The sequence below is a fragment of the uncultured Ruegeria sp. genome, from assembly GCF_947489545.1.
In the GTDB taxonomy this organism is placed as follows: Bacteria; Pseudomonadota; Alphaproteobacteria; order Rhodobacterales; family Rhodobacteraceae; genus Ruegeria.
In genome coordinates this window covers 139330-163732 of sequence record NZ_CANLDZ010000011.1, presented here as the reverse complement: position 1 = coordinate 163732, position 24403 = coordinate 139330, and the positions used below count along the sequence as shown (strand labels likewise).

The 24403-nt window shown below is 55.4% G+C and carries 25 protein-coding genes and 1 pseudogene; 16 read left to right on the top strand and 10 right to left on the bottom strand.

All coding sequences use genetic code 11. The features are described from left to right. Positions 1 to 85 precede the first annotated feature (85 nt). Together Q1B13_RS15985 and Q1B13_RS15980 are read right to left on the bottom strand one after the other, a co-directional pair. Positions 86 to 289 (bottom strand): annotated as a pseudogene (locus tag Q1B13_RS15985) (BCCT family transporter); the annotation flags it as partial. A 210-nt stretch (positions 290 to 499) separates the two neighbouring features. Then, positions 500 to 1408 carry a LysR family transcriptional regulator gene (locus tag Q1B13_RS15980; RefSeq protein ID WP_299081812.1) on the bottom strand — a complete coding sequence of 303 codons (909 nt, stop codon included), beginning with the start codon at positions 1406 to 1408 and terminating at the stop codon, positions 500 to 502. A 101-nt stretch (positions 1409 to 1509) separates the two neighbouring features. Here Q1B13_RS15980 and Q1B13_RS15975 point away from each other — a divergent pair, with 101 nt between their 5' ends. Both Q1B13_RS15975 and Q1B13_RS15970 read left to right on the top strand, forming a co-directional pair. Beyond that, positions 1510 to 1917: a RidA family protein gene (locus Q1B13_RS15975; protein WP_299081815.1), complete on the top strand. Its 408-nt coding sequence runs from the start codon at positions 1510 to 1512 to the stop codon at positions 1915 to 1917. Positions 1918 to 2184: 267 nt separating this feature from the next. Next, the gene (locus Q1B13_RS15970; protein WP_299081818.1) at positions 2185 to 2598 is read left to right on the top strand and encodes a class I SAM-dependent methyltransferase; all 414 of its coding nucleotides are present in this window, start codon (positions 2185 to 2187) and stop codon (positions 2596 to 2598) included. Between the two features lie 5 nt (positions 2599 to 2603). Here Q1B13_RS15970 and Q1B13_RS15965 read toward each other — a convergent pair whose 3' ends face one another. From Q1B13_RS15965 to Q1B13_RS15955, 3 genes are all read right to left on the bottom strand, one after another. Next, the gene (locus Q1B13_RS15965) at positions 2604 to 3110 is read right to left on the bottom strand and encodes a GNAT family N-acetyltransferase (protein ID WP_299799978.1); all 507 of its coding nucleotides are present in this window, start codon (positions 3108 to 3110) and stop codon (positions 2604 to 2606) included. A gap of 198 nt (positions 3111 to 3308) precedes the next feature. Further along, positions 3309 to 3692 (bottom strand): RidA family protein, encoded by a 384-nt coding sequence (locus Q1B13_RS15960; protein ID WP_299081824.1) that lies wholly within the window; start codon positions 3690 to 3692, stop codon positions 3309 to 3311. Further along, on the bottom strand, positions 3674 to 4870 hold the full coding sequence (locus Q1B13_RS15955) for an MFS transporter (RefSeq protein ID WP_298937945.1): 1197 nt from the start codon (positions 4868 to 4870) through the stop codon (positions 3674 to 3676). The genes Q1B13_RS15960 and Q1B13_RS15955 overlap by 19 nt, the downstream gene beginning before the upstream one ends. 66 nt (positions 4871 to 4936) lie before the next feature. Here Q1B13_RS15955 and Q1B13_RS15950 point away from each other — a divergent pair, with 66 nt between their 5' ends. The 5 genes from Q1B13_RS15950 to Q1B13_RS15930 all read left to right on the top strand — a co-directional run bounded on the left by Q1B13_RS15950 (position 4937) and on the right by Q1B13_RS15930 (position 9040). Continuing rightward, complete coding sequence (locus tag Q1B13_RS15950) at positions 4937 to 5764, top strand: LysR family transcriptional regulator (RefSeq protein WP_299081827.1); 828 nt, start codon at positions 4937 to 4939, stop codon at positions 5762 to 5764. Between the two features lie 274 nt (positions 5765 to 6038). Beyond that, on the top strand, positions 6039 to 7118 hold the full coding sequence (locus Q1B13_RS15945; RefSeq protein WP_299081830.1) for an alpha/beta fold hydrolase: 1080 nt from the start codon (positions 6039 to 6041) through the stop codon (positions 7116 to 7118). Between the two features lie 478 nt (positions 7119 to 7596). After that, entirely contained in the window at positions 7597 to 7935 is a 339-nt protein-coding gene (locus Q1B13_RS15940) for a helix-turn-helix transcriptional regulator (protein ID WP_298937948.1), read from the top strand. Beyond that, positions 7928 to 8419 (top strand): SRPBCC domain-containing protein, encoded by a 492-nt coding sequence (locus Q1B13_RS15935; protein ID WP_299081832.1) that lies wholly within the window; start codon positions 7928 to 7930, stop codon positions 8417 to 8419. Before Q1B13_RS15940 ends, Q1B13_RS15935 begins: the two co-directional genes overlap by 8 nt. A gap of 12 nt (positions 8420 to 8431) precedes the next feature. Beyond that, positions 8432 to 9040 carry a dihydrofolate reductase family protein gene (locus tag Q1B13_RS15930; protein ID WP_299081835.1) on the top strand — a complete coding sequence of 203 codons (609 nt, stop codon included), beginning with the start codon at positions 8432 to 8434 and terminating at the stop codon, positions 9038 to 9040. Between the two features lie 179 nt (positions 9041 to 9219). Here the strand turns inward: Q1B13_RS15930 and Q1B13_RS15925 are convergent, their stop codons facing one another. From Q1B13_RS15925 to Q1B13_RS15905, 5 genes are all read right to left on the bottom strand, one after another. Further along, positions 9220 to 9855 (bottom strand): exonuclease domain-containing protein, encoded by a 636-nt coding sequence (locus tag Q1B13_RS15925; protein WP_298937986.1) that lies wholly within the window; start codon positions 9853 to 9855, stop codon positions 9220 to 9222. A gap of 209 nt (positions 9856 to 10064) precedes the next feature. After that, on the bottom strand, positions 10065 to 10853 hold the full coding sequence (locus tag Q1B13_RS15920; RefSeq protein ID WP_299081838.1) for a heme ABC transporter ATP-binding protein: 789 nt from the start codon (positions 10851 to 10853) through the stop codon (positions 10065 to 10067). Positions 10854 to 10856: 3 nt separating this feature from the next. Beyond that, a complete protein-coding gene (locus tag Q1B13_RS15915; RefSeq protein ID WP_299081840.1) occupies positions 10857 to 11933 on the bottom strand; it encodes an iron ABC transporter permease in 1077 nt (358 codons plus the stop codon). Then, on the bottom strand, positions 11930 to 12796 hold the full coding sequence (locus Q1B13_RS15910; RefSeq protein ID WP_299081843.1) for a hemin ABC transporter substrate-binding protein: 867 nt from the start codon (positions 12794 to 12796) through the stop codon (positions 11930 to 11932). The genes Q1B13_RS15915 and Q1B13_RS15910 overlap by 4 nt, the downstream gene beginning before the upstream one ends. Further along, positions 12793 to 13848 carry a ChuX/HutX family heme-like substrate-binding protein gene (locus Q1B13_RS15905; RefSeq protein ID WP_299081846.1) on the bottom strand — a complete coding sequence of 352 codons (1056 nt, stop codon included), beginning with the start codon at positions 13846 to 13848 and terminating at the stop codon, positions 12793 to 12795. The genes Q1B13_RS15910 and Q1B13_RS15905 overlap by 4 nt, the downstream gene beginning before the upstream one ends. Positions 13849 to 14142: 294 nt before the next feature. On the opposite strand from Q1B13_RS15905, the gene Q1B13_RS15900 reads away from it, so the two are divergent. From Q1B13_RS15900 to Q1B13_RS15860, 9 genes are all read left to right on the top strand, one after another. Next, complete coding sequence (locus tag Q1B13_RS15900; RefSeq protein ID WP_299799974.1) at positions 14143 to 16167, top strand: TonB-dependent receptor; 2025 nt, start codon at positions 14143 to 14145, stop codon at positions 16165 to 16167. A 20-nt stretch (positions 16168 to 16187) separates the two neighbouring features. Beyond that, positions 16188 to 16634 (top strand): hypothetical protein, encoded by a 447-nt coding sequence (locus Q1B13_RS15895; RefSeq protein ID WP_299081851.1) that lies wholly within the window; start codon positions 16188 to 16190, stop codon positions 16632 to 16634. Between the two features lie 4 nt (positions 16635 to 16638). Beyond that, on the top strand, positions 16639 to 17307 hold the full coding sequence (locus Q1B13_RS15890) for a MotA/TolQ/ExbB proton channel family protein (protein ID WP_299081853.1): 669 nt from the start codon (positions 16639 to 16641) through the stop codon (positions 17305 to 17307). Continuing rightward, positions 17246 to 17668 (top strand): ExbD/TolR family protein, encoded by a 423-nt coding sequence (locus tag Q1B13_RS15885; RefSeq protein WP_367180708.1) that lies wholly within the window; start codon positions 17246 to 17248, stop codon positions 17666 to 17668. The genes Q1B13_RS15890 and Q1B13_RS15885 overlap by 62 nt, the downstream gene beginning before the upstream one ends. After that, entirely contained in the window at positions 17668 to 18060 is a 393-nt protein-coding gene (locus tag Q1B13_RS15880; protein WP_299081860.1) for a biopolymer transporter ExbD, read from the top strand. The genes Q1B13_RS15885 and Q1B13_RS15880 overlap by 1 nt, the downstream gene beginning before the upstream one ends. Positions 18061 to 18173: 113 nt before the next feature. Further along, positions 18174 to 18884, top strand: a complete 711-nt coding sequence (locus Q1B13_RS15875; RefSeq protein WP_299799971.1) for an energy transducer TonB — start codon at positions 18174 to 18176, stop codon at positions 18882 to 18884. Between the two features lie 578 nt (positions 18885 to 19462). Continuing rightward, positions 19463 to 20458 carry an HlyD family efflux transporter periplasmic adaptor subunit gene (locus Q1B13_RS15870; RefSeq protein WP_299081865.1) on the top strand — a complete coding sequence of 332 codons (996 nt, stop codon included), beginning with the start codon at positions 19463 to 19465 and terminating at the stop codon, positions 20456 to 20458. Continuing rightward, on the top strand, positions 20455 to 23148 hold the full coding sequence (gene rbbA, locus Q1B13_RS15865; RefSeq protein WP_299081868.1) for a ribosome-associated ATPase/putative transporter RbbA: 2694 nt from the start codon (positions 20455 to 20457) through the stop codon (positions 23146 to 23148). The genes Q1B13_RS15870 and rbbA overlap by 4 nt, the downstream gene beginning before the upstream one ends. Beyond that, positions 23149 to 24273, top strand: coding sequence for an ABC transporter permease (locus tag Q1B13_RS15860; RefSeq protein ID WP_299081870.1), 1125 nt, complete (start codon positions 23149 to 23151; stop codon positions 24271 to 24273). Positions 24274 to 24403 lie beyond the last annotated feature (130 nt).

Below are 24403 nucleotides of genomic sequence, written 5' to 3'. Positions count from 1 at the left end.
CAAAGAAGTGCTGTGCGGAATACTTGAAAAACACAGGCTGAACAGTCTGTGAGTTCTCGCTTGTCTCGGCCATGACGTAGGCCTGCAACGCCCCGATCACCATCGCGGTTTGAATGGCACCAGTGCCGCCAGAAATCAGCAACCCACCGACAACCAAAGCCAGCGCAGCGCCCCAGAACACGATGTGCGGACGCGCCTTGGGACCTTCGTCGCCTGCAGCGTTGATCGTGTTGACGATCAAAACGGCCGAGACAGCTGACGTTACCAGGAAGGTCATGAGCAAAACGACGCCTGTCTTAGCCCGCTAAAGTGATCCAAATCTATCCCAGGTCGACCTGCGAGAGTGGGTGCAACGAGCGCTTCAGTGGCGCATTGCGCGGGGAAGTTCTTGATGCCGAGTGGTTCCACACAACCGCCGCGCGCGCAGCAACCGTCATCTATTGGTTGTGAATCCTGATCCTAGAGAGGCTGGCCTCGGGCCAGTTGTTTGCAAGTTTTACTACTGGTCAGGTAGCCTCCTCAGATCACTGCTGAGCATATCAATGAAGCGGCGAACCTTTGGCTCTAGAAGACGTTTGTGCGGGTAAAGTGCAACGATGGGAATGCGACCAGAAGAAACGTGAGGTAACACCTGTTGTAAACGTCTTTCTGAGAAGTCTGGGCCGATCAGTAGTCTCGGCAAAAGGACGATCCCAAGCCCCTGAATGGCCGCCTCACGTAGCGCTTCCGCGCTGTCGAGCCGCAGGCGTACACGCCCCTGAGCACGAACCCAGGCGCCATCCTCATCTTGCAAATGCCAACCCTGCCTTGCGCTGCGAGTTGCGAATTGGAGAAGGTCGTGACGGCTAAGCTGTTCGATATTCAGGGGCGTAGCTCGCGTCTCAAAGTAGGAAGGAGCAGCGCACAGCATGGTCTCGTCGCGCAGGAGTGTTCTTGTGACAAAGCTTTGGTCAGGCGAGTTCACTCCGATCCGTATGGCGAGATCAAAGCCTTTTTCAATGATGTTATCCACCCGATCTGACAGCGACAGCTCGATCTGAGTTTCAGGCCAGGTCTCAAGGTATTTTTGAACGGTTGGCAGAAGCAATCTGCGCCCTAAGGCGTCAGGTGCGGTGACCCGAAGTGTCCCGCGCGGCACACCCTGATCGCTTTTGATGCTGCTATCAGCCGCCTCAATTGCGTCCCTGATAGCCAGACCATGCTCGTAAAGGCTGCGGCCTTCTTCGGTCAGGTCGAGTGCACGGGTGGTGCGGTTCAGAAGGCGAGCGCCGTAAGCCTCCTCCAATCTCGCCACAGCCTTTCCCGCGGTTGATCTCGACAACCCGAATGATTTGCCGGCGGCGACAAAACTTCCGGTTTCGACAACCGATAAGAAGACGAGGATGTCGATCACTTTTGATCCGATCATAGATCGAGATTGTAGCACTATGATCGTGAGTGAAGCGATCCCCATTCGCCTCACTCAAGCATTAAGTCTCTCGACATGAAAGTATAACAAAGGAGACACACATGTCCGCTGCTATTGACCGGATCAATCCATCGGCTTTGCCGGACGCTGGCAAGATCGGATACTCGCAGATTTCCATCGCTCCGCCAGGCCCTTTGGCATTCGTGTCGGGTCAGGTGGCATGGCGCCCGGATGGGGCGGCCACACCGGCCTCGTTGGCGGATCAAACGGCTATCGTGGTCGACAATCTGCAAGGCGCGTTGGATACAATCCTCGCGACAACCGACGATATTGTCCAGATGCGCATTTACATGACGGAGCTTACGGATGAGACGCAGGGCATCGCCATGAGCGAGATCCTGAAATTTCTTGATGGGGCACAGCCAAGTCTGACCGGGATCGGTGTGGCCGCTCTTGCAGCGCCCGATCTACAGATCGAAGTAGAGATGGTCGTTAAGGTCTCAGGCTAAACAGGCTTGCTGACGGGATCAGTTGCAATGATGACATTCAGCCAGTGGCAGCTTTCATTCTACTCTCAAAGCTAAGCTGTCACACCAGAACGCAGCCGGTACGCGTTTGGCGTCATACCGGTGAGCCTTTTGACCACCTTTCGGAATGCAGATGCTGCCAACTGGATTATCGCGGGCAAACGTCTTTGGAGCCTCGACACTCCGGACTGAGGCAACTGGGAAAATTCCGACGAGGGCCTGAGCCTGCCGCCCCACTACATGTCAGGCATGAATGGGATCGAACCAGGTTCCGGAATAGGATACGTTTCGGGCTGGATATCTCGGTGTGGGTCGAGGGTCACGGCGATTGTCGTTTCCATCGTACAATTGGCCACCGCACGTGAGTTGGCCGCAGAGCACCGTGCAGACATCACCTTCATCGAGGGCAACGCCGAAGCGACAGGCCTACCGGATGTCTCGTTCGACTTCGCGATATCGGAATATGGGGCATCGATCTGGTGTCCGCCAGATAGATGGCTGCCAGAGGATTGGCGATTGCTGCGCACGGGCGGATGGCTGGTGTTCCTCGGAAATCACGCGCTTTCCCTGATCTGCTCACCCCTCGATGTATCGCCTACTGAATGGATGATGCATCGCCCACACCGAGGCATGCGGGGCGCCGATCGGACAGAAATCGAATGACCCTCTTAGCGACAGACCTTCATCGGCAGTATCAGGCCCCACCGGGTATCCATAGGTGCGCTGAACTCTTTGAAACCCGATTTTTTGTATGCAGCGATGGCGCGTGCGTTTTCCGGGTGCGGGTCCGTCGCAACGACGGGGGCTCCTTCCTCGAACAACGCACTCAGCCGCTGTGTGATGAACGCTGAACCGTGTCCTCGCGCGATCATGTCCGGTTCGCCGATGAATTGGTCGAAGCCCCGAGAGCCTTTCGGAAGTTGATAGAAATGGTGCCCATCCCAGCCATGAACAGTGTAGTCTTGCATGTATGCGAAGGGGCGCCCGGCCGTCGAAACAATCCAACGGGCCACACGAAGGTCTTCGAATTCCTCCGCATCATGGGGTTCATCTGAATCCCACCATTCACGGACATGTGGTCTCGATCGCCATCCCGCTAACAGATCGAGATCAGCTATCGTCGCCTTTCGAAATGTATAATTGTTGTTGGTTGTCATACCATCACTGTAGCACATCAGCGCCGGGCGGTATGGCTTGAAGCCGCCTTGCAGAGTTGCATCGCTTGGATCGGCATCGCATCGAATTGCAGGGATTGGGGCGATGAAAGCAGGCAGTCTTTAGCAGGCCATAATTGCCAAGCTTGCAGTATCCGAGATGCAGGGCTTTGATGCCATTCGCACTAACGCCGTATTAGAAGGCCGGAACCAAAGCGGTTATTTTTCGGCAATGGCATCGACTTCCAAAAGCCAACCGTCTTCAAACATCCCGGCCAATACTACGGTAAGCGCAAAAGTATGACCGCCCAACATTGCCATCCGAATGTCCCTGTTTGCTTCGCGGTGTCTGCGATCAACCAGAAAAGTAGTCGCCTTCACGATGTTCTTGGCGGTCATATCTGCGGCTTTTAGTTGTGCCAGGATGTTCGTCCACACAGCCTTTGCCTGTTCTTCAAAGGTCTCTGGCAAAGTGCCGTCTGCCGTAATCGGTGCCTGACCACTCACGTACAGACGTCGTGTTGTGCCTGTTACCTCAACTGCTTGTGCATAGGCGCCGACGGCTCCAGGTCCATCTTCCGCATTTATTTGTCTGATTGGCATGTTTTGTCTCTCTTCTGGCTTTCTGAACGTTGATAAGAGGACCATCCAAGTATGGCGGCGGACGCAACAGCGAACGCCGATCCTGTGAATATGACGGATTGGAAGTCCGATACCTGCGCAATTAGGCCTGCTGCGGGCCCGGCGATGACGAGGGCAACCATCATTGTATTCCAGTACATCGCTGTTGCGTGGGCTGGCCGGTTCTTTGACAGAGACTGCACAAAGCTGATCGCGAGTGTTGAGAACAGGCCGAAGTAGACCCCTTCCGCGGCAGCACCAAAAAACATGTGTGGGAAGGAGCGAACCGTCGCGAGAACCAGAATTGCGACGATGGCGAGTTGCGCTGTGCCCATCAACGCTGTGCGTAGCCCAAAACGGGCAATCAGATATGGTGTGGTGAAAATCGCGAAAAGCTCGGCGAACGTCTTAATGCTGAATGCCAGGCCCGGCGCATAAGCTGGCAGCCCGACTTCCCGAACAAAAAAGATCGGAAGGGCCGAAAACGTCAAAGAATGAGCGAGCGCGAGGCAAAATACGAACAGGATAGCCGCCCAAAGCTCCGGATGTCTGTCCCCCTTAATTACTTTTTCCTGAGCGGCGGAGACCGGTATTCTGGCCGCATCACGCGGAGCCGTTCGCCACCACAAAGCAAGCCAGATAAGGCCAATCGCGAAAGCAGCCTGAAAGACGACTTCAGGGCCGAATTGGTCGGCTACAATGAAGCTTAACGCCGGTCCAATCATCCATGATGTTGACGTGGTCGCGCGCATATATGCGTTAAACGTGCTGCGCTTTATGCTGTTGCGTTCGGCAATGTCACCGCCAAGCGAGAACATGGTCGACATGGCACTGGAGCCGAGGCCGAAGCCGATCACACCTGCGGTCGCGACAGTCAGAAAGCTGGGCGACATGGACAGTGCAAATGCGGCCATGCAATAGCCAAGCGCAGCCAAGCCTATCATTGGGAACGGGTTGGCTCCCTGGTCCATCTGTTTGGCGAAAATGCGATTGGAGAGGATGACAACGAGTGCGAAGACACCTGTGTAGACGCTTATGTTCCAAGGTGCTCGTTGAAGGCTCTCGACGATGTAGAAGCCCATGAACGAGACCGCCATTGAATTGCAGACGGTTCCGACAAACAGGAGAGACAGAAATGCGACGGGAATGGATTTGGTCATGCGCTCTAAGGCTAGCCAGCATCATTCAGTTGCAAAACAACTCGATTTGAAGCCATCATTTCATACATGAACGAATATCCGAAACCTCGTGACCACATCCGCTGGGACGACCTTGCGGCGTTCTTGGCGGTTGCGCGCGCCGGCGGTCTTGCTGCCGCTGCCAAGGATGTAACATCCAGCGCCCCAACCCTAGGCAGGCGGATGCGAGAGCTAGAGCGTGCCATGGGTCGTGAATTGTTCGTCCGTCGCAGCCATGGCTATGACCTGACGGACGCGGGCATTGAATTGATGCGTGAGTTGGAAGACGTGGCCTTAAACATCTCGCGGGTGACAACAAAGGCTAACGATGGCCAGCTACCGTTGATCAAGGTGTCAGCGGGGACGTGGACATCGCTTGCGCTGACGCGACAGTGGCGCGACATCACTGGCGATCCCGCCGATGTCAGGCTGCGCTTCATGACTTCCGAGGCAGTCCTCAGCATTGCACGGCGCGAAGCGTCGATTGCGATACGTAACAGTCGCCCGACTGAGCATGGGCTCGCAGGGCGCAAGCTGGCCCGCAATGAATTTGCAGTCTTTTCGGTGCGCGACGCGCGAGAAAGCTGGATCATCCACGATGTCGATACGCCGTCCTCCCATTGGGCTAGGGCGCGTGCTGGTCAGAATGTCAGTCTGGAAGTCAGCCATCCAAGACTGGCTCTTGATCTTGCGTTGGAAGGCGCCGGGCAGATCGTCCTACCCACATTCATAGGCGACAGGGATGCGAGACTCGAACGGCGCTCCGACGCAATCCCTGAACTGTCGCACGACGCCTGGCTGGTTGCGCATGACGATGACAGACATCTGCCGGAAATACGCCGGGTTATCAACCGCATAACCAGACTCCGATCATGAATTGGTGCCAACGCGCCTAACTACGAAACCAGACGTCTGTCGCAGCTTGACGAAGGCTTAGGTTGGGTACTGAGCAGCTGTTCAACGCCAATCGCATAAGTGACCAGTTGCAGCCCTGTACGGCCTTTTTGATGCCCCGTTATCCCTTACAACAGGCAAACTTCCATAGTTTGATTTGGATTCTGCGTGCCTTGAAACCACTACCGCCTTGAATTTCCGCTAGAGCAAGCCTTAATGAAACATGTTAAAGATATTTACATAGGGGATCTTTCTGATGCTCGATATGTCAAGTTGGAGAGCCGTATTCGCTATCAGCCTTTTCGTTTGCGCCACAAGCGCCACCGCGCAGTCGGACCAACCGAGTTCTGGACAAGTTGTCGAGCTCAGGGTTCCGGCCCCATCACTTGAGGAAAACCTACTAGGAACATCTGGTATTCAAGATGTCGCGATTTACCTGCCACCCGACTACGAACAACACCCGAACCGCCGCTTCCCCGTTTTATATCTGTTGCATGGTATTTTCGATGATTACGGGGTGTGGATCGAAAACTACAACGTCCCTTCGATTTTGGATCGAATGATCCAGGAAGAAGCTATACCGGAAGTCATCGCTGTAATGCCAAATGCTGGTAATCGATATGGCGGGGGATACTATCGGAATTCTCCCGTAAGCGGAAACTGGGCAGACTATATCACCAATGACCTTGTCAGCTACGTAGATGCCAACTACAGCACCCTGCCGAATCCAGAGAGCCGCGCTGTGATTGGGCATTCCATGGGGGGCTATGGCGCACTTCACCTAGCCATGCACCATCCCGGAGTGTTCTCGGTTGTTTGGGCCATCAGCCCGTGCTGCCTTGCGCCGACGGAAGATCTGGGTTTCGGAAATGACGCTTGGAAGCGTGCGTCGCAAATCGAAGATTTTAACGATGCCGATGCTCTTTTAGAGAGCCGAGACTTTTATCCGATTGCCATTCTTGGCATCATTGCCGCATTCAATCCTGATCCGGACAATGAGCCGATCTATGGAGATTTCCCATTCGAGATCGTGAAAGGGGAGGTCGTTCTCGATGACCAAGCATTCGATAGCTATTCGGACGCGTTTCCGATCAGGCAGGTGCGCGCTTCTCGCGAGAATCTGCGTGAATTGAAAGGCCTCGGGATGGGTGTAGGGCTTGGTGACCAATTCCTTCATATTCCAGCGGGCACACTTGCACTGTCTCAGCAGCTCGGCGATGAACGTATTCCTCACAGCCTGGATGTTTACGCAGGCGATCATCGGCAACGCGTTGGTGAGCGATTGGAAGAGACTGTCATTCCCTGGGTGGTTAGAAGATTGGACTTCGGCGAGTAATTGTAGGGTGAAACCATGGATTGGTAGCCGGCGTCTTTTTGCTCTGGTTGGACACTAGCCTGCAAGTTTTCATCAGAGATAGCCATGTCAATGGCACGTTGTAGGCTGGCACCCTCCACAATTGAACTCAGTTCGAATGCCAAACCAAGGGACCGTTATGTGACTTCTGGTGCATCGGGGTTTGCATTCTCTATTACTTCGAAAACCTCGGGCGCGTTATGTTGGAGCATCGAGACATGCAAGCTAAGGATAACAGCCTTTGGAAATGTCGGGCGCGTCATCATGTGGATCGAACGAGTTCACAGTACAGGTTGAACTCAGCATTCGTCGGGGAACATCCCAAAACCGATGCTGGTCTACCGACTGAGTAGCGTATTTCGGTTCGAGTAGTCCGCGCAGAAGCGATGAATGCAATCATGCAATCGCTGAGCTTCATTATACCAGTTGATTAATTAACTAACTGGTGTAATATTGCGCTATGACAGGTGATCAACAACTTGACGCAGCTTTTTCCGCACTGGCCCACCCAACGAGGCGCGCAATTCTGGCCCGATTGGCCAAAGGCACGGCGACGGTGAATGAGCTTGCAGAGCCCTTCGACGCGACCTTGCCAGCGATTTCCAAACATATCCGGGTGCTAGAGGCCGCTGGCTTGGTCTCCCGTGGCAGGGACGCCCAGTTCCGCCCTTGTGCACTAGACACAAAACCGTTGGAGGCCGTTGCAAGCTGGACCGACCAATACCGTTTCATCTGGGAAGCTCGGTTCGACGCCATGGACAGAATTTTGAATGGAATGAAGGAAACGCCAGATGAATGAAGAGAAGAAATGGGTAAAGATCGAGCGAGAATTTGATGCCCCGATTGGCACCATCTGGGACATGTGGACTGACCCGGCCTTGTTTAGTGCGTGGTACGGACCCCGTGGTATGTCTGTGCCGGTAGCAGAAATGGACGTGGTTGTTGGCGGCACGCGTAAGGTTTGTATGGAAATGACTTCACCCGAGCGACCAATGAAAATGTGGTTCACCGGAGTGTATAAGGAAGTCACCCGACCACGCCGCCTCGTCTATACGGAGAGTATGTGTGATGAGGATGGCACTCTTATCACACCTCAGGCGATGGGCATGCCTGATGACTTTCCTGACATCACCGAGATCATTGTTGAACTCTCTGAAGTGAATGGCAAAACCTTAATGACCATGGTCCACATCGGTGTTGAGGCGGGCACAGCTGGTGCCGGTGGCTGGAATCAGGCCTTTGACAAGCTCGCTGAGTACCTTTCTGCAAGAGAAGTTAGCTGACAGGTCGGACACATGCGACAGCTTGCCATTCTGACATTCGTGACGCTCGATGGCGTGATGCAATCCCCGAGTATGCCAGAAGAAGACCCGTCTGATGGATTTGCAAATGGAGGCTGGGCCACGCCATATTGGGACGGCGTGATGGATCAGGTCGAGCGTCACGCCATGTCCGAGCCATATGACATGGTTTTTGGTCGTAAGACCTACGACATCTTCGCGGGTCACTGGCCGAACGCACCAAAGTCCGCTTTGTCAAACCGAATGAATAGCGCGAGGAAATACGTAGTAACTTCGCAACCTGAAGGTTTGCGTTGGGAAAACTCGCGCCCGATCAACGATGACGTTGCTGGCGGAATCTTGACTTTGAAGGCACAAGATGGGCCTCTTTTGCAGGTGCACGGCAGCGCCCGGCTGATACAAACCCTTCTTTCCCACAGTCTTATCGACGAGTTCCGCCTGTGGATTTTTCCAGTGGTTGTCGGCGGCGGCAAGCGTCTTTTTGAGAATGGCAGCTCGCCATGCCAACTGAAGCTGACCAGATTTGAGCACTGTGGAAATGGTGCAACGATGCAATTCTATAGGCCCGAACACGACCATTCTATCGGGGAGCAATACATGTGATCCTGAGTCTCATACCAGAGTAGAAATCTATTCGGAACGACGGGTTGCTCGCAGCGCATTCCAGACATTCGAGCAAAGCAGGATTTGGGATGGCTACTTCCGCGGAGCTGGCCTCCGTACATTGCCTAACACCGGACGGTTAGTTTGTCGATCAGCCGGATCTTACAGACATTGACCGCTTATCTCTCAGATGGATTTCCGAATTGGAAGTTCAACTGGCGGTTTGTCCTTAGATAAGACAACGGCGTCCCTAAAGCCTCCTCTGCTTTTAAGATCACAGACGCCGAAGCACGAGCGTCTTCACCTGCATCATGGTGATGAAACTCAAGGCCCAGATGTTTCTTAAGATTTGCCAGCCCATGCCCACCGGCGCCCTTCAACGATGGCCATGCTCGACGGGCAATCGACACGCTATTCGTCCAATGCGACGAGATCATTGGCAGGTCATACCGGGCGCAAGCAGCCGTTATCGCCTTTTCATCAAACGTACTGTGTTGCACAAGACTGTGCGTGTTCAGGACTTCAAACAAGGACGCGTAGACCGTTGGGAATGTTCCAGCCCCAATTACGGTTTCGGCGGAAATCCCGTGAAGCTCGGTATTAAAAACCTCAAATGGTCCCTCGGGGTCAATCAGGACAGAATAGGTCTGCATAGAACCTGCGTCGTTAACAAAGCAAAGTCCGATCTGGCAGATGCTACTGATAGATTTGCCGGCCGTTTCGACGTCCAACGCAATAAATCGAAAAGGTCCGGCAGGCGGCGTACTAAGATGTCCAAATCTGTTCAACGTATCCACCGTTTGGGCGCTCTGCATTTGTCGGATTCCCTCAGCCCTCGCTACCAGATCTACAACTGCGCATCCTAATTTTGCGGGCCGAATGGGTCTTGGCAAGCAATTCTTGCTCTGGAGGAGCGCAGTTTGCTCATACGACACTTCACTCACGGCCCAATCCGATCGTTGACCATTGTCGCCGACGCCGCGGTGCCGCCTTCCCAAAGTAGGTTTTGGGAAAGAGCGTTGCATCAGGCGCCCAAGCGTTTGCGCATTACCTGAGGTAGAACAAAAGGGATCGAGGATTTCGGAACTTTGCTGATTGGCAAGTCGATGCCATAGACTTGCTGCATCAGGTCGATATTCAGCACTTCCGATGGCGTGCCAGAGCCCCAGACGTAGCCCTGTGATAGAACATAAACACAGTCAGCAAATAGCGCAGTAAGGTTCAGATCGTGCATCACTACCACGACACCGCCTCCGGCGGCGGCGAAATCACCGGCAATATGAAGAACCGCAAACTGATGCGCTATGTCGAGGCTGGCAACAGGTTCGTCCAGCAATAGCCACCTGGGTTGATCAGTATGTTGGGTCCCCCATACCTGAGTCAGAACGCGGGCAAGCTGAACGCGCTGTTGCTCGCCCCCAGACAGGGTTTGGTAGGATCGATCTTCGAACCCGGCAAGATCAACATGCGCCAAGGCTTTGGCCGTCAGTTCGTCATCGATTGCCGCCAGCCCATTTGCCAGGCCCAGCCTGACAATCTCGTACACCTTGAAAGGAAAGGCCACGCTTGTGGATTGTGGCAATACACCCCGCATCGCAGCCAACTGCCAAGGTTTCAACGCTGAAATGTCGTGGCCGTTCAGGGTTACGGTTCCCGAGGTGCCGATTTCTCCGGCCAATGTCTTAAGCAAGGTCGACTTGCCCGATCCGTTGGGTCCGATGATTGCAGTGACCTGTCCAGATTCCGCCTTGAAATTCACGTCGTGCAGAATGTCCTTTCGGCTGAGGTTGACGCAGATGCTCTTACCTTGCATGACCTACATCCCCATTGTGCCGTGCCGGCGCAGCAAGATCCAAAGAAAGACCGGCGCGCCGAGAATTGCCGTAACGATCCCGATTGGCAGCTCTGCCGGGGCCACCACGACCCGGCTGATCATGTCGGCGCAAAGCAGCAGACTGGCACCCAACAAGGCGGAATTCATCAAAAGCCTATTGTGGTCCGGACCCGTCGCGAGACGTAACAAGTGTGGAACCACAATTCCAATGAACCCGATACCACCAGACACGGCGACGGCGGCCCCGGTGGCACCGGCGACCGCCAGAATGGCAATGTTCTTGCTGCGCTGAACCGGAATGCCCATGTGGTGGGCCACCGCCTCTCCCATCGCCAGACCGTTGAGCGCTCGCGCAAGGAACTGAGTGCTGGCCAGTGCAATCAAAATGATTGGCGCGGCGGTGACGATCTTTCCCCAAGTTGCGCCCGCCAATGATCCCATTCCCCAGAATGTCAGGTCTCGTAATTGCTGATCGTCGGCCATATAGACTAAAAGGCCCGATGCCGCGCCGGACAAGGCACCCAATGCTATGCCGGCCAACAGCATGGTCGCCACGGATGTCTGTCCCAGTCTTGTCGAGACACGGTACAGGATCAGAACAGACACCCAGCTACCCAGAAAGGCCGCGATGGCCACCAATCCGTTTCCAGTCCAGACCAATATCTGCGCGGGCAGGTAGGTACCAAGTATAATGGCCGAGATTGCGCCCAGTCCCGCGCCAGCGCTAACGCCGACAATCCCGGGATCCGCCAACGGGTTTCGGAAAAGTCCCTGCATGACAACCCCAGACACAGCCAGCGCGGCGCCAACCAGAATCCCCATAGCAAGCCGGGGCAAGCGTATGTCCCAAAGAACAATCCGGTTCAGGTCTGACATGGACTGCCCATTGATCAGGTCTATCATAGCGGTGTTTAGCGACGCGTCTGACGCGCCTACAGAGACGCTGACGCCGCTGGTCAGGCCAAGCAGAACCGCTAAGGTCAGCGTGACCCGCCGTGCTGTTGCCCGCCGGTCGCGTTTGGGTGCTTCTGCGCCTAAATGATCCAATGCCAGCGTCATGAGTCACCGACATCCTGAAGGGCCGCTGACAGATCAGAAATGGCACTGGCAGTTCGAGGACCAAACCCGAGCAGGAAAGCACCTTGCATGCGGATAAGCCTCTTGTTCCGGCCCGCCGGGGTCAGTTTTATAGAGGGCAGCGAAAACAATGCGTGGTCCTCAGTGTCGTGATTGCCTTGCCGATCCATCATGAGGATGACATCCGGCGCGGCCGACGCCATCGCTTCGGGGGTCAATGGCTTGTAGCCCGTCACGCTGTCGGCGGCATTCACCCCACCTGCCAGTCGAATGATGCTATCCGCCTGGGTATCCACGCCGCCAACCGTGATCCGATTGTCCTGCGTCGACAGGATAAACAAGACCCGCTTCGGATCGGACGCGGCCGCATTATGCGCCGCTGTTTGAGCCTGACTTAGCTGGCGCTTAGTTTGCGTTACCAAATCTTCGGCAGCGTCGTCGACACCCAGCACAGCACCAACTGTTTGGATCTTTTCGATCACGCCATCCAGAGAGAACTCGTCCTTGATCGTGATATATTGCACGCCGGCCTGTTGCAGAACCGCAATCGCGTCTGGCGGGCCCGAGCCTTCAAGCGCCAGAATCAAGTCCGGTTCGACCGACAAAACGCCCTCGGGCGACAGCGAGCGTCGATATCCGATATCGGGCAACTCTAACACCTCTGTCGGGTAGGTCGATGTCCGGTCACGGCCGACAAGCCTGTCTTGCTGACCCAGCGCGTACACGATTTCGGTGATTGAACTGCCGATCGCGATAATACGCTTTGGACTGTCGTTTTCGGCCAACACGGCCTGCGTGCTCAGCAGGGCGGCGAGAACAGACCAGATCAATCGTATTTTGTTCATATCAAAGCTGCCTCGGGTTTGGGTTCAAGCCCGGCGACCAGTTCATCCCAAACCGGGCGATGGTCAATTTCACCGGAGCGGCGACCAAATATCTGGAAGATCAGCCTACCTTCGGCATCGAACGCCTCGACCGAGACGGCGGGGCCGCGCTGCGTCGGTTTGGTGACGGCCCAAACCTCTGCAATATGGTCGGTGCGCAGATGCAGGTTGAAACGCGGATCGAGAACGTTGAACCAGGGTCCCATCTGCTTGAGCGATTTAATGCGACCACCGTGAATTTCGATACATCCGCTGTTACCAACAAAGATCATGACCTCGATTTCCTTATCGCGCGCCTGTTCGAACATCGCGGTTATGGCGGCTGGCGTCAGTTCCTTGACGAGCGGCTCACCGGCGATGCGATAAGCCCCCAGACGGTTCATCTTGAGCTTTGAAGTCAATCGCATGAACTGGTGTGTATCCGTCATTTTGGCCCACTCCACGCGCAAAATGTCGGCCTTGTCAGCGTTGGCCTTGGGCGCTTCGGTCGGCTTGCGGGGCGCAACGTCGAGAGTTTGCGACTGATCATCCGATGCCAGAGCGCTGACAAGCTGCGTCCATTGGGTCAGATCCGACCCCTCGCGCAAAAAGATCTTGTGCACGGCGTCACCGGCGGCATCAAAAATCTGCAGGGATCTTTTTGCCCCGCTGTCGGTGTTGCGTTCTATGGCAAAGGCATGAACCCAGTGACTGGGAAACATGCGCAGATCGATATCCTCCGTCAGCACCATCGAGGCATGCGCTCCCGAATGGTAATTGTCGTACTGTCCGACCTTTTCGATCACGCAGGACGTATTGCGCGTCAAAGCCATGACCTCCCCCAGCGCGTTGAGCCTTGGGAAGAGGTCATCAAGGTTTGCCGACAGCCGTGTAACGTCGTGTCCGGCAAAGGCTGCGACCAGCTGCCCTTCTGCAATGCCAAGCGATTCTGCCAGATCGCGGTCACGCTTACCGCTGTTTTGCGCATGGGCAGCACGAATTTGATCCGGGGCTGTAAACACCTGTTCCGTCATGGGTTTTCCCATCTTCGAGTTGATTTTTCTGAGGTGCTGGCCGGGCCACCAAATTGCTCGGCTACCCGCTGGCGGATGTTGTCTAAATGATCAACATTTATTGTTGACTATTTTAGTAACCTTTATTAACGAGCACAAGTCGCAACGAAAAGCGATTCCAAAAAAACGACAAAACAGACAGACCAAAGCCAGCGCGGCGCAAGCATTTCCGGTCCTCTTAACTGTTTCGAAGGGACAGAAATGCGTGTGCAAATACGAAAGATTGCATTGCTGGGAACGGCTTCGTGCCTCAGCATGATTGCGGCTAACGCTTGGGCGCAGGAACAGGATGACGGTTTCCTTGGCACCCTTGTTCTTGGGGAAAGCAAGCGGGAAATCCAGACAGATACCGCTGTACCCGTCACAAATATCGATCAGGAAGAGATCAATGACCGGCAGGCAAACACGGTCGCCGAACTGATCGATTCGGTTCCGGGCGTTAGCCTGGTGAACGGCTCGACCCCTCAAGGATCAGGCATCAACATTCGCGGCTTTGGCGCCAACGGCACGTTTGGGACAGACCAGAAGGTGTTGACCCTGGTCGATGGGGCAACAACCGGCGCAGAAGAGCTATACCGAATTGGCAACCAGCTGTTCACAGATCCACAACTCTATAAGAGCGTTTCGGTAATCCGTGGCACGGTTGGGTCTTTTGAGTACGGTTCCGGTGTCGTTGGCGGCGTGGTGCAACTGGAAACCAAAGACGCCTCGGATTTCACCGGCGGTGAACCAGGCTTCCGTCTCCGTCAGACGTTCGAGGGTTACTCAAATGGCAATGGCTTTGCGTCGTCATCGATCCTCGCGTGGCAACCTAATCGTCAGACCGAGTTTCTGTTCAACTACACCTATCGTGATCAGAGCGATCAAGAGGACGGCAACGGCGACACAATCGGCAACAGCGCGTTCACGCTGCCGTCGCTACTGGTCAAAGGGAAGTACAGATTCGGCAACGACCTCGAGCACTCGATCACTGCCTCATACAACCAGTCCACGTCTGAAGAGCGTGACGTGCCATATGACTCGTTTGGTACGACGACGGATTCATTTGGCAATGTAGATCGCGATATTGAAACGAAGATAGCGGTTCTGCGGTATCAATATCGCCCTGCAGGCAATGATTTGATCGATCTGGATGTCAACCTCAGCTATTCGGACCAAAAAATTGACAGCAACTATGTTGCGGGCAGTGCATCTTGCGACATTAACGGGTTTCAATCGAATGCCCCATCTTGTCTCCGTGGTCGCCCAGTGCCGCCAGGTACACCGTTTGATAGCTCACTTCAGGATGCCGATCATCGCTACGAGACGACAAAGCTGACGATCAAAAACACCTCTTACTTCCAAACCGGAGCTGCCACGCATGACCTGCGCGCCGGAATTGAGTTCATCAATCGTGAGCGATTGGATGCATTTGCCGCGCCGGGTGGCACCGATAAACGGATCGCCTTGTTTGCGGTCGATGACATTCAGATTGGCGATGGTTTGACGCTGACTCCAGCGATCCGCTATGAAACGCAGGATCTCCAAGGCGACAGCGATGCGTCGGCTCCGGAAAATGCGAGCTACGACAACAACGCACTGATGGGCGGTTTGTCCGCGCGCTATGAGTTCTCCAGCGGCTTTGCCGTTTTTGGGAGTGGCGCATACACCGAGAATCTTCCGATCCTCGACGATCTGGGTACTCCGGCATTCCAGACCCAATCCGAGAAATCGCGCACGTGGGAAGCGGGCTTTTCGTATAATCGAGGTGACATCTTTGCTGCGGGTGATGTGGTTCGCGCAAAAGTCAACTTCTACAAGACAGATCTTTGGGACATTACGTCTTATGGATCGGGTCGCCCGTTTCTTCCGCTGAGCGAAGTTGAAACACGCGGCGTGGAAATCGAGGCGTCCTACGCAAACGCGGCCGGCTACTATGTCGATTTCAACGCGAACATTGTGAAAGGGACCGAGACGAACGCTGCCGGTGAGGCCTCGCCCTGGCGCAATGAGCCGACAGACTCGGCCCGTGTAACAGTTGGTAAACGTTTCGGCGAAACGCTGGACGTCAGCTGGGAGCTGTTCGGCGCCAGGTCCGGCATCGACTCGAGCGGCGATCCGGTTGCCGGCTACGGCGTGAATACCTTGCGCGCGACTTACTTGCCACAAGAGGGTGCGTTCCAGGGTTTCGAGGTCCGCGCAGGCGTCGAGAACATCTTTGACAAGAACTATCTGCCGAACCTTTCTACCCGCAACTCGCCGGGTCGGAACTTCAAGCTGACCTTGGCAAAAACATTCTGATCCAACCGAAAGGACCAGTCATGCGAAAATCGATAACAAGAAATACCAGCGTGGTCCTGCTGACCCTGTCCCTAAATTTGGGGGCAGGGGATGTCAGTGCAGAAGAAACCAGCCAACCAGGTGGTGTGTCCATCGAACTGAGCACCGCAGAGGCAAAGGGGCAAAACTGTCTGCTGAGTTTTGTCGTCGAAAACACACACGACGCCGATATCAGCGGGGTTGTTTATGAAACTGTCTTGTTCGGCAACACAGGTGAGGTGGCGCTGCTCACCTTGCTGGATTTCGAAGAGTTGCCCGCAGGTCGCACAAGGGTCAGACAGTTTCAGTTCAATGACTTGGCCTGTGATCAGATCAGCCGGATCCTGATCAACGGCGTGCAGGAATGTGAAATTGAAACCGACACCAAAGACGCCTGCATGACCGGTCTCAAACTGAAAAGCCGTCTTGAAACCGATTTAATTGGATAGAGTCATGTCCGAAATGCAGAAAAAACTGATGGAGATACTGCAATTGGGGGGCCCGGTTGTTGCCATCCTGATCGCCGCCTCGATAGCTACCCTTGCTTTGGTCATCTACAAACTCTGGCAATACAAAGCGGCGGGGGTCGGGCGTCACATCGAGTTGTCTAAGGCCATCGATGCGTGGGACCGACAAGACCACATGGCTGCCAGAACCCATCTGAACAAAAGCCGCAGTTATCTGGTGCCTGTGATTGTGATGGCGCTGTCGGGTGGCGAGCGCGCGTTGTCCGAGAGGGTCGACGCCGAAGCCGAGGCGCGTTTTGCGCGGTTGGAACAAGGTCTCAACGTGTTGGATATCGTCTCACAACTTGCGCCCTTGCTTGGGTTGTTCGGCACGGTGTTGGGCATGATTGAAGCCTTCCAGACACTGCAAGATGCTGGCAACGCGGTTGATCCGTCGCTACTCGCCGGGGGAATCTGGGTGGCGCTGATGACGACGGCGGCGGGGCTTGCCGTAGCGATGCCGACCTCACTGATCCTGACCTGGTTTGAGGCCCGCATGAACCGCGAGCGTACCTTTGCCAACCGTGCGCTCAGAACAATCTTTGCGCCGGGCCATGCTGATGACACGGCACAAACGGTTGGGGCGTCAACTACCGCACTCGTCCATGGCGCTTGACGTTCAGAGAAAGCGGCGCAAACGCCTGTCGATGACATCGCTCATAGATGTCATCTTTTTGCTGCTGCTGTTTTTCATGCTCACATCCACATTCTCGAAATTCGGCGAGATAGAGTTTTCGAAGACATCCATTGGTGGCGCTGAAACAGATCAAGTCATCCGTTTTATCAAACTGGATGCCGACCGAATTCTGGTCGATGGCTCGCCGGTGTCATTGGCGCAGGTGGCGCAGAAGCTTGGCACCGCCAAATCCCAGACCGCGCTCATCAGCCTAAGTCCGCACGCCACCTCTCAGCAATTGATCGATCTGCTCGCGGCGCTCGCCTCTGTCGAACAATTGCGCACTCAGGTTTTGGGCTGATGCAGCTTAAATCCGAAACCAGACCAAGCAGGGAACCGACAATCGCGCTGATCAATGTCGTGTTCCTGATGCTCATTTTCTTCATGATAGCAGGCTCACTTGCACCGCCGCTCAGCAAATCGGTTCAGCTTGTTGAAACGCGGGATCTGGAAGGGCGCGAACCACCTGATGCGTTAGTTATTCACGCTGATGGCACACTTGAATATCGCGGGTCAAAACTGACCAATGCCGAGGCCTATGTCGAACGGGCTTCTATTGATCTGCCGCTTGATGCGGTTCGGATCGTGCCGGATCAATCCTTGCCTGCGGTTGCGCTCAAACAAGTCAGTGATGCCTTGCGTGGGCTGGGTGCAAGCAAGGTCTATGTAGTGACGGAAAGGGGTTTACGGTGATACCAAAATCCCGCAGCGTGGTTGCCATCGCCGTCGCAATCGCTGTGGCGACACATAGTCTGGCGCTTGTAGATTATTCGCCCGAAGAAACAGCGGAAGTCGAGGGTGGCAGAGTGGTAACAGCCGCTGCGCTGGGATCCACATTCAAAGACTTTGTTGCGGGAACCAATGCACCTGCGCCCGCCAAAACCCGCCAAAAATCAGCCGTGCCGCACCAGTTTCAGCCCCAGGCCAGCCCTACCTTGCAGCAGCGAGCGACGACGCCGCCGACGCTCAACCCGATCCCAGCCGGAACTACAGCCGCATTCACGAGAACAGCTGTTCAAACACCACGGAAGCCTGCAGAAACTGAAACTGCAAAAACGCAAGTTGATGTTGCATCGAGTCCGCCGATCATTGATGCCCAACGGCCTCGGCCGGAGAAACAGACAACCAATCAAACTGCGACACCAAAAGGAAACGCCAAGCAAAGCGAAAGAAAGGGTGAGGCGACCGGGAAAACTCCCGAAGGTGCGGCGAAGGCAAAGACGTCCAAACAAGCCGTCACCGGATCCGGAAACGCCGAGGCCAGTAATTACGCCGGACGGATAAAACGCAAAATATTCCGCGCTCGGAGAAAGAGTACCAATATCCGAGGTGCCGCCCTGGTGGCTTTTCGAATAGCCGATAACGGGACGTTGCAGACAGTCAGCATCGTGCGTAGTTCGGGATCAAAAAGACTGGACCAGATCGCTCTTGCCCAAGTAAAAGCTGCAGCCCCGTTCCCACCACCACCGGCAGCGGTGAGACGGGACTATACTTTCGAAATCATGGGACAGCGATAGCTGTTGTGTCCAAGTCAAAAAGTAGCGGTTACCGGGTCCAAACTCAGGCTGGAAGGTTTGCTCGCCTGGCAACGCCTCTTCGCCAGATCTACGCCGACAAGACCCAAGTCGGCCATTTTGCTACCCCCTTGATGGCCTCCATCTCCAAGACCTATCAGACGAAAGTTCAGGGGATGTTCGCGCCATCAGAACCAGCAACCAGTTTAGCTGTCTGCCAGCATACAACAGACTATTACGGTCACCGGCTCGGTCGATATGTGGATCAGCGCTAGCAACGCGATGTCGCCGGGCAGGGCTTACGCCCTCATAGTAGCTGCCAAGGCGCTTTCTGGCATCAGACACCTGAAATCACCGCGCCGGTGGCAAACCCAGTTGGAAGGATGTCGGAGTGGCTGAGTCAAAGTTGTTCGAAACTGAAAACAAGAGTGGGAAGAAGTCATGGGAGAGCATAAAGGACCATTAAATATACATCGCGCCCTGGCACGAGGATTTGGGTCATTGGTTTGATCCAAAGCAAGGCTTAGGATTCGGCAGCAAGATAAACTCCATAGTCGAAGCGAACCATCTGGTGGCTGACTATGAAGAAGAATTTGCGTGTATTTCTTGCTCTAGTGGCGCTCGTGATTGCGGGCGCTCTGGGGTATTCAGTGATCTCCAAAAATGGCGATCAATTGCCCGACGGGTTTGTGCAGGGCAATGGTCGGATTGAGGCGGAACAGGTCGAGATCGCGCCCACCTTAGCCGGTCGCGTAGACAGGGTCGTGGCCGTTGAGGGAGGTATGGTCTCCGCCGGCGATACCCTGGCCGCAATGGATATTGATGAGCTGTCGGCGGCACTGGATCGTGCCACCGCCGAAGTGGCACTGGCGCATCAGACCAAGGCAGAGGCAGAAGCGTTGGTTTTGCAACGCCAGAGCGAACTGCGCCGGGCCGGGCAGGAGCTTGAACGCGCAACAGCGCTCTTAACCGGCCAGAACATCTCTGAAACGGTGTTCGAGGAACGCGAAACCATTCATCAGGTCGCAGTTGCAGTACTAGGTGCTGCAAAAGCCCGGGTAGCAACAGCGGAAAGTCGGATTGCCGCCGCCGAGGCTGAAGCGCGCCGTATTGAAGCGCAGATCGAAGATAGCATTTTGTTGGCTCCGATGCCCGGACGGGTGCTTTACCGGCTGGCAGAACCCGGCGAAGTTGTTGGTGCGGGTGACCCGATCCTGACCCTGCTGAGTCTTGAGAATGTGTATATGGAGGTTTTCCTCCCTGCGCGCGAAGCCGGGCTTTTGCCGATCGGTGCCGAGGCCCGCATCGTGCTCGACGCGTTACCAGATTATTCAGTTCCCGCCTACGTGAGCTTTGTCTCTCCCGAAGCGCAGTTCACACCTAAACAGGTTGAGACACTGGAAGAGCGCGAACAGCTGGTGTTCCGCGTCCGCGTTCGCATCCCTGAGGACTTGGTTCAGAGCCGAATTGAGCATGTAAAGACAGGGCTTCGCGGTATCGCCGTAATCCAGATCGACCCCAACAGCGCATGGCCAGAGGCTTTGAAGCAGGGCATCCCACCCGAGCTGTTCGAATGATCCCCGAAGCTGCCTCTGAGTTTCACGTAGCGGGTGTCACACACCTGTATCGAAGACATGTTGCTCTGGATTCGGTATTGCTGGACCTGCCATCCGGCCAGCTTGTCGGTTTCATCGGGCCGGATGGGGTGGGAAAATCAACGTTACTTGGCCTGATCACGGGTGCAAAGAAACTGCAGACCGGCACGATCAACGTCCTAGGTGGCTCGATAGATCATCCAGCCCATAGACGTCGCATCTGTCCCGCCATCGCCTTCATGCCTCAGGGTCTGGGTCGAAATCTTTATTCAGAATTGTCGGTGCGAGAGAACCTCGAGTTTTTCTCGGGTCTTTTTGGGCAGAGGCACGATGAGCGTGACACCCGGATCGATGCATTGTTGTCAGCGACGGGGCTGGCGCCGTTTGAAGACCGCCTGATGGGAAAGCTTTCGGGCGGGATGAAGCAAAAACTCGGACTTTGTTGTGCGCTGATACATGATCCGAAACTGCTAGTTCTTGATGAACCGACAACCGGGGTCGACCCATTGTCGCGTCGTCAGTTTTGGGCATTGATCGACGCGATACGATGCGAGCATCCCAAGCTTTCGGTTCTGGTATCGACAGCTTACATGGAGGAGGCAGAAAGCTTCGACTGGATAGTTGCCATGGATGCGGGTCGCGTCATCTTTCAGGGCAAGCCCGCGGAACTGAAGGGACAGTACCGAGACCTCGAGACCGCCTACCGCCAATTGCGGACGCGTGATGCACCCGGATCAGCACCGGGTCAGGCATCGGTTCGACAGATCGAGCCGGACCCGGTGATCATTGCGCGGGGGCTGACGCGGCGCTTTGGCGATTTCACTGCGGTTGACAGTGTCGACTTCTCGATCAACCGCGGAGAGATATTTGGCTTCCTCGGGTCAAACGGGTGCGGCAAATCCACGACGATGAAGATGCTGACCGGCTTGCTCCCTGCTAGCTCGGGCGAGGCATTGTTATTCGGAAAGCCGGTTGACGCTCGTGATCGCAAAATGCGCCTCGAGATTGGGTATATGAGTCAGGCCTTCTCGCTGTATGGCGAATTGTCTGTTCATCAGAACCTTCAGCTTCATGCCCGCGTCTTTGCGATTCCTGATCGAGAGGCTCGCATCGCGGAACTGATGGAACGCTTCGGATTGAACGCACATCACGAGGCGCTGGCAGCCGCGCTGCCTCTTGGGATCAAGCAGCGATTGTCCCTGGCTGTGGCGGTGATCCATCGCCCCAGAGTTCTTATTCTTGACGAACCCACCTCGGGTGTGGACCCAGAAGCGCGCGATACGTTTTGGGCTTTGCTGGTTGAGCTGTCGCGCGAAGAATCCGTGACTATCTTCGTTTCGACCCACTTCATGGCCGAAGCAGAGCGTTGTGACAGGGTGTCCTTCATGCATGCGGGCCGCGTTCTGGCCGAGGGGACACCAGCCGAACTGATTGCTTCTGAGGAGGCCGAAAGCCTTGAGGATGCGTTCATTTCGGTTCTCGAAACCGCAGAACAACCCGCACCCGTCGTCGCGCCAAAAGTTGATGTTGGGACCAAAACCAAAGCGACCGGCGGCGGCATTGGGCGCGCGTTGACCTATACACGGCGCGAGACGATTGAGGTGGCGCGCGATCCCGTGCGTCTGGCCTTTGCGTTTCTTGGATCAGCCATTCTGATGCTGGTCTTCTGTTTTGGGATTACGCTCGACATTGATGAACTGGATTTTGCGGTTTTGGACCTATCTCAGAGCCCGGAAAGCCGGGCCTATATAGACGAAATTGGCGGATCAACCTATTTCAGGCCGACACCACCGCTGAACAGTGCTGCTGAAGGTCGCAACCGATTGCGGGCAGGCGACGTTTCGATGGTAGTCGAATTGCCGCCTGACTTCGGCCGCAAGCTGAGGACGGCTGAACCAACGGAAGTGCTTGCCACGGTGGACGGCGCTATTCCGTTCAAGGGTGAAACGGTCGAAGGTTACATCGCGGGGCTGCACCAGACTTTTCTTGACGCACAGGCCCGTGAAAACGGTGAGCACGAAATCGAGATCGCTCGCATCGAGCCACGCTTTCGCTACAACCAGAGTTTTGAAAGTATAGCTGCAATGGCTCCGGCGATGCCTGCCATTCTGCTGATCATGCTGCCGGCCATATTGACCGCAGTCAGCGTCGCACGCGAGCGCGAGCTGGGGTCGGTCGTCAATTTCTACGTGACCCCGACCACGCGTCTAGAGTTCCTGATCGGCAAGCAAATTCCCTATATCGTGATCGCATTCTTGAATTTCCTGTTGCTGGCCACGATGATTGTCTTTGTCTTCGATGTGCCGCTCAAAGGGGATCCTCTTCCCTTGGCGTTGGGCGTGTTTTTCTATGTCTGGGCGACAACATCTTATGGGTTGCTGATTGCGACCATGACGTCCAGTCAGGTGGCCGCGACCTTTGCAACGGCCATCGCCTCCGTGGTTCCCACGATCCAGTTTTCAGGCCTGTTGCAACCCGTTTCGACGCTTGAGCCTGGTGCCCAGATGATCGGATCGCTCTGGCCTTCATCCTATTTTTTGCATCTCAATGTTGGTGCTTTCACCAAAGGGCTGGGGTGGGAAGCCCTTGCGCCGGACATTCTGGCGCTGGCCTGCTTCGGGCCAGTGCTGACCCTGATCGCCGCGCTTTGTCTTCGCGCGCAGGAGAAGTGAATGCAGCGACTGTACAGCATATTCTGGCTGGGTCTGAAAGAAGTGATGAGCCTGCGCCGCGACTGGGTAATGATGGCATTGCTGGTCTGGTCATTCACTCTGTCGCCGGTCATGGAGGCGACGGGTGTAGCAAACTCGGTAAACAACGCCTCGATTGCGTTTGCGGATGAAGACAACTCCCCGCTGTCCCGGGCGCTTGCCACGGCTTTTTTTCCGCCTGAGTTCCAACCAGTGGTGCAGATCGAGCCGGGAAGCGGACCAACGCTGATGGACGCGGGCGAGTTCATATTTGTAGTGGCCGTACCGCCGGGCTTCGAGAAAGACCTTAGAGCAAGGCGCAAACCTGAAATACAGGTTCTGGTTGATGCCACGGCGATGGAACAGGCCGGGATCGGTGCCAATTACATCACCAACATTCTGGGAGCCGAAATTCGCCGCTTTGCAATCGGGATCGATCTTGTGGCGCCGCCGGCGGTGGATGTCATCCTTAGAAGCGCTTTCAATCCAAACCGCGATACTGTGCGATTTGCTGGGATCGTCGCGCTGATCGGCCAGATCATGTGGTTGACGACCATTCTGACCGGCGCTGCGATGATCCGCGAGCGAGAACACGGGACGATCGAGCATTTGTTGGCAATGCCGCTGACCCCCTTTGACATAGCAGCGGCCAAAATCTGGGCCAACGCAGCGGTTGTGCTGGTCGCCGCCAGCCTGTCGCTGACCTTTGTCATGCAAGGCTCACTACAAATAGAAATCGCTGGTTCAAAAGGGTTGTTTCTGCTTGGTACTGCTCTGTTTCTGTTCACAGCGACGGCACTGGGGGTTTTTCTGGCGACAATCGCGCGCTCAATGGCACAGTTTGCGCTTTTGGTCATGCTGGTTGTCCTGCCCATGCTGATGCTCTCCGGAGGCGAGACGCCGATTGAGGGTCAGCCCGACTGGTTGCAGGTTGGCACGCTGCTTTTGCCGTCCCGCCACTACATGGCGGCCAGCCAGGCGATTGTGTTCAAGGGGGCCGGGCTTGAAACTGTCTGGCCTGAATTCGCCTGGATGGCTTTGCTGGGCGCTGCCCTGTTGGCGACAAGTCTGGTTCTCTTCCGGCGGTCTGTGGCGCAATTGAGCTAAGCTGACCTCCGATATAGCCCCGACAGAGCCGCGTGTGAGATCGTCGGAGTCAGCATTGATCTCGGTTAATGTGATTGCCTGCACCTATGGTAGAATCGTCTCACCGTCATCTTTTTAGGGAGAGTCCGTT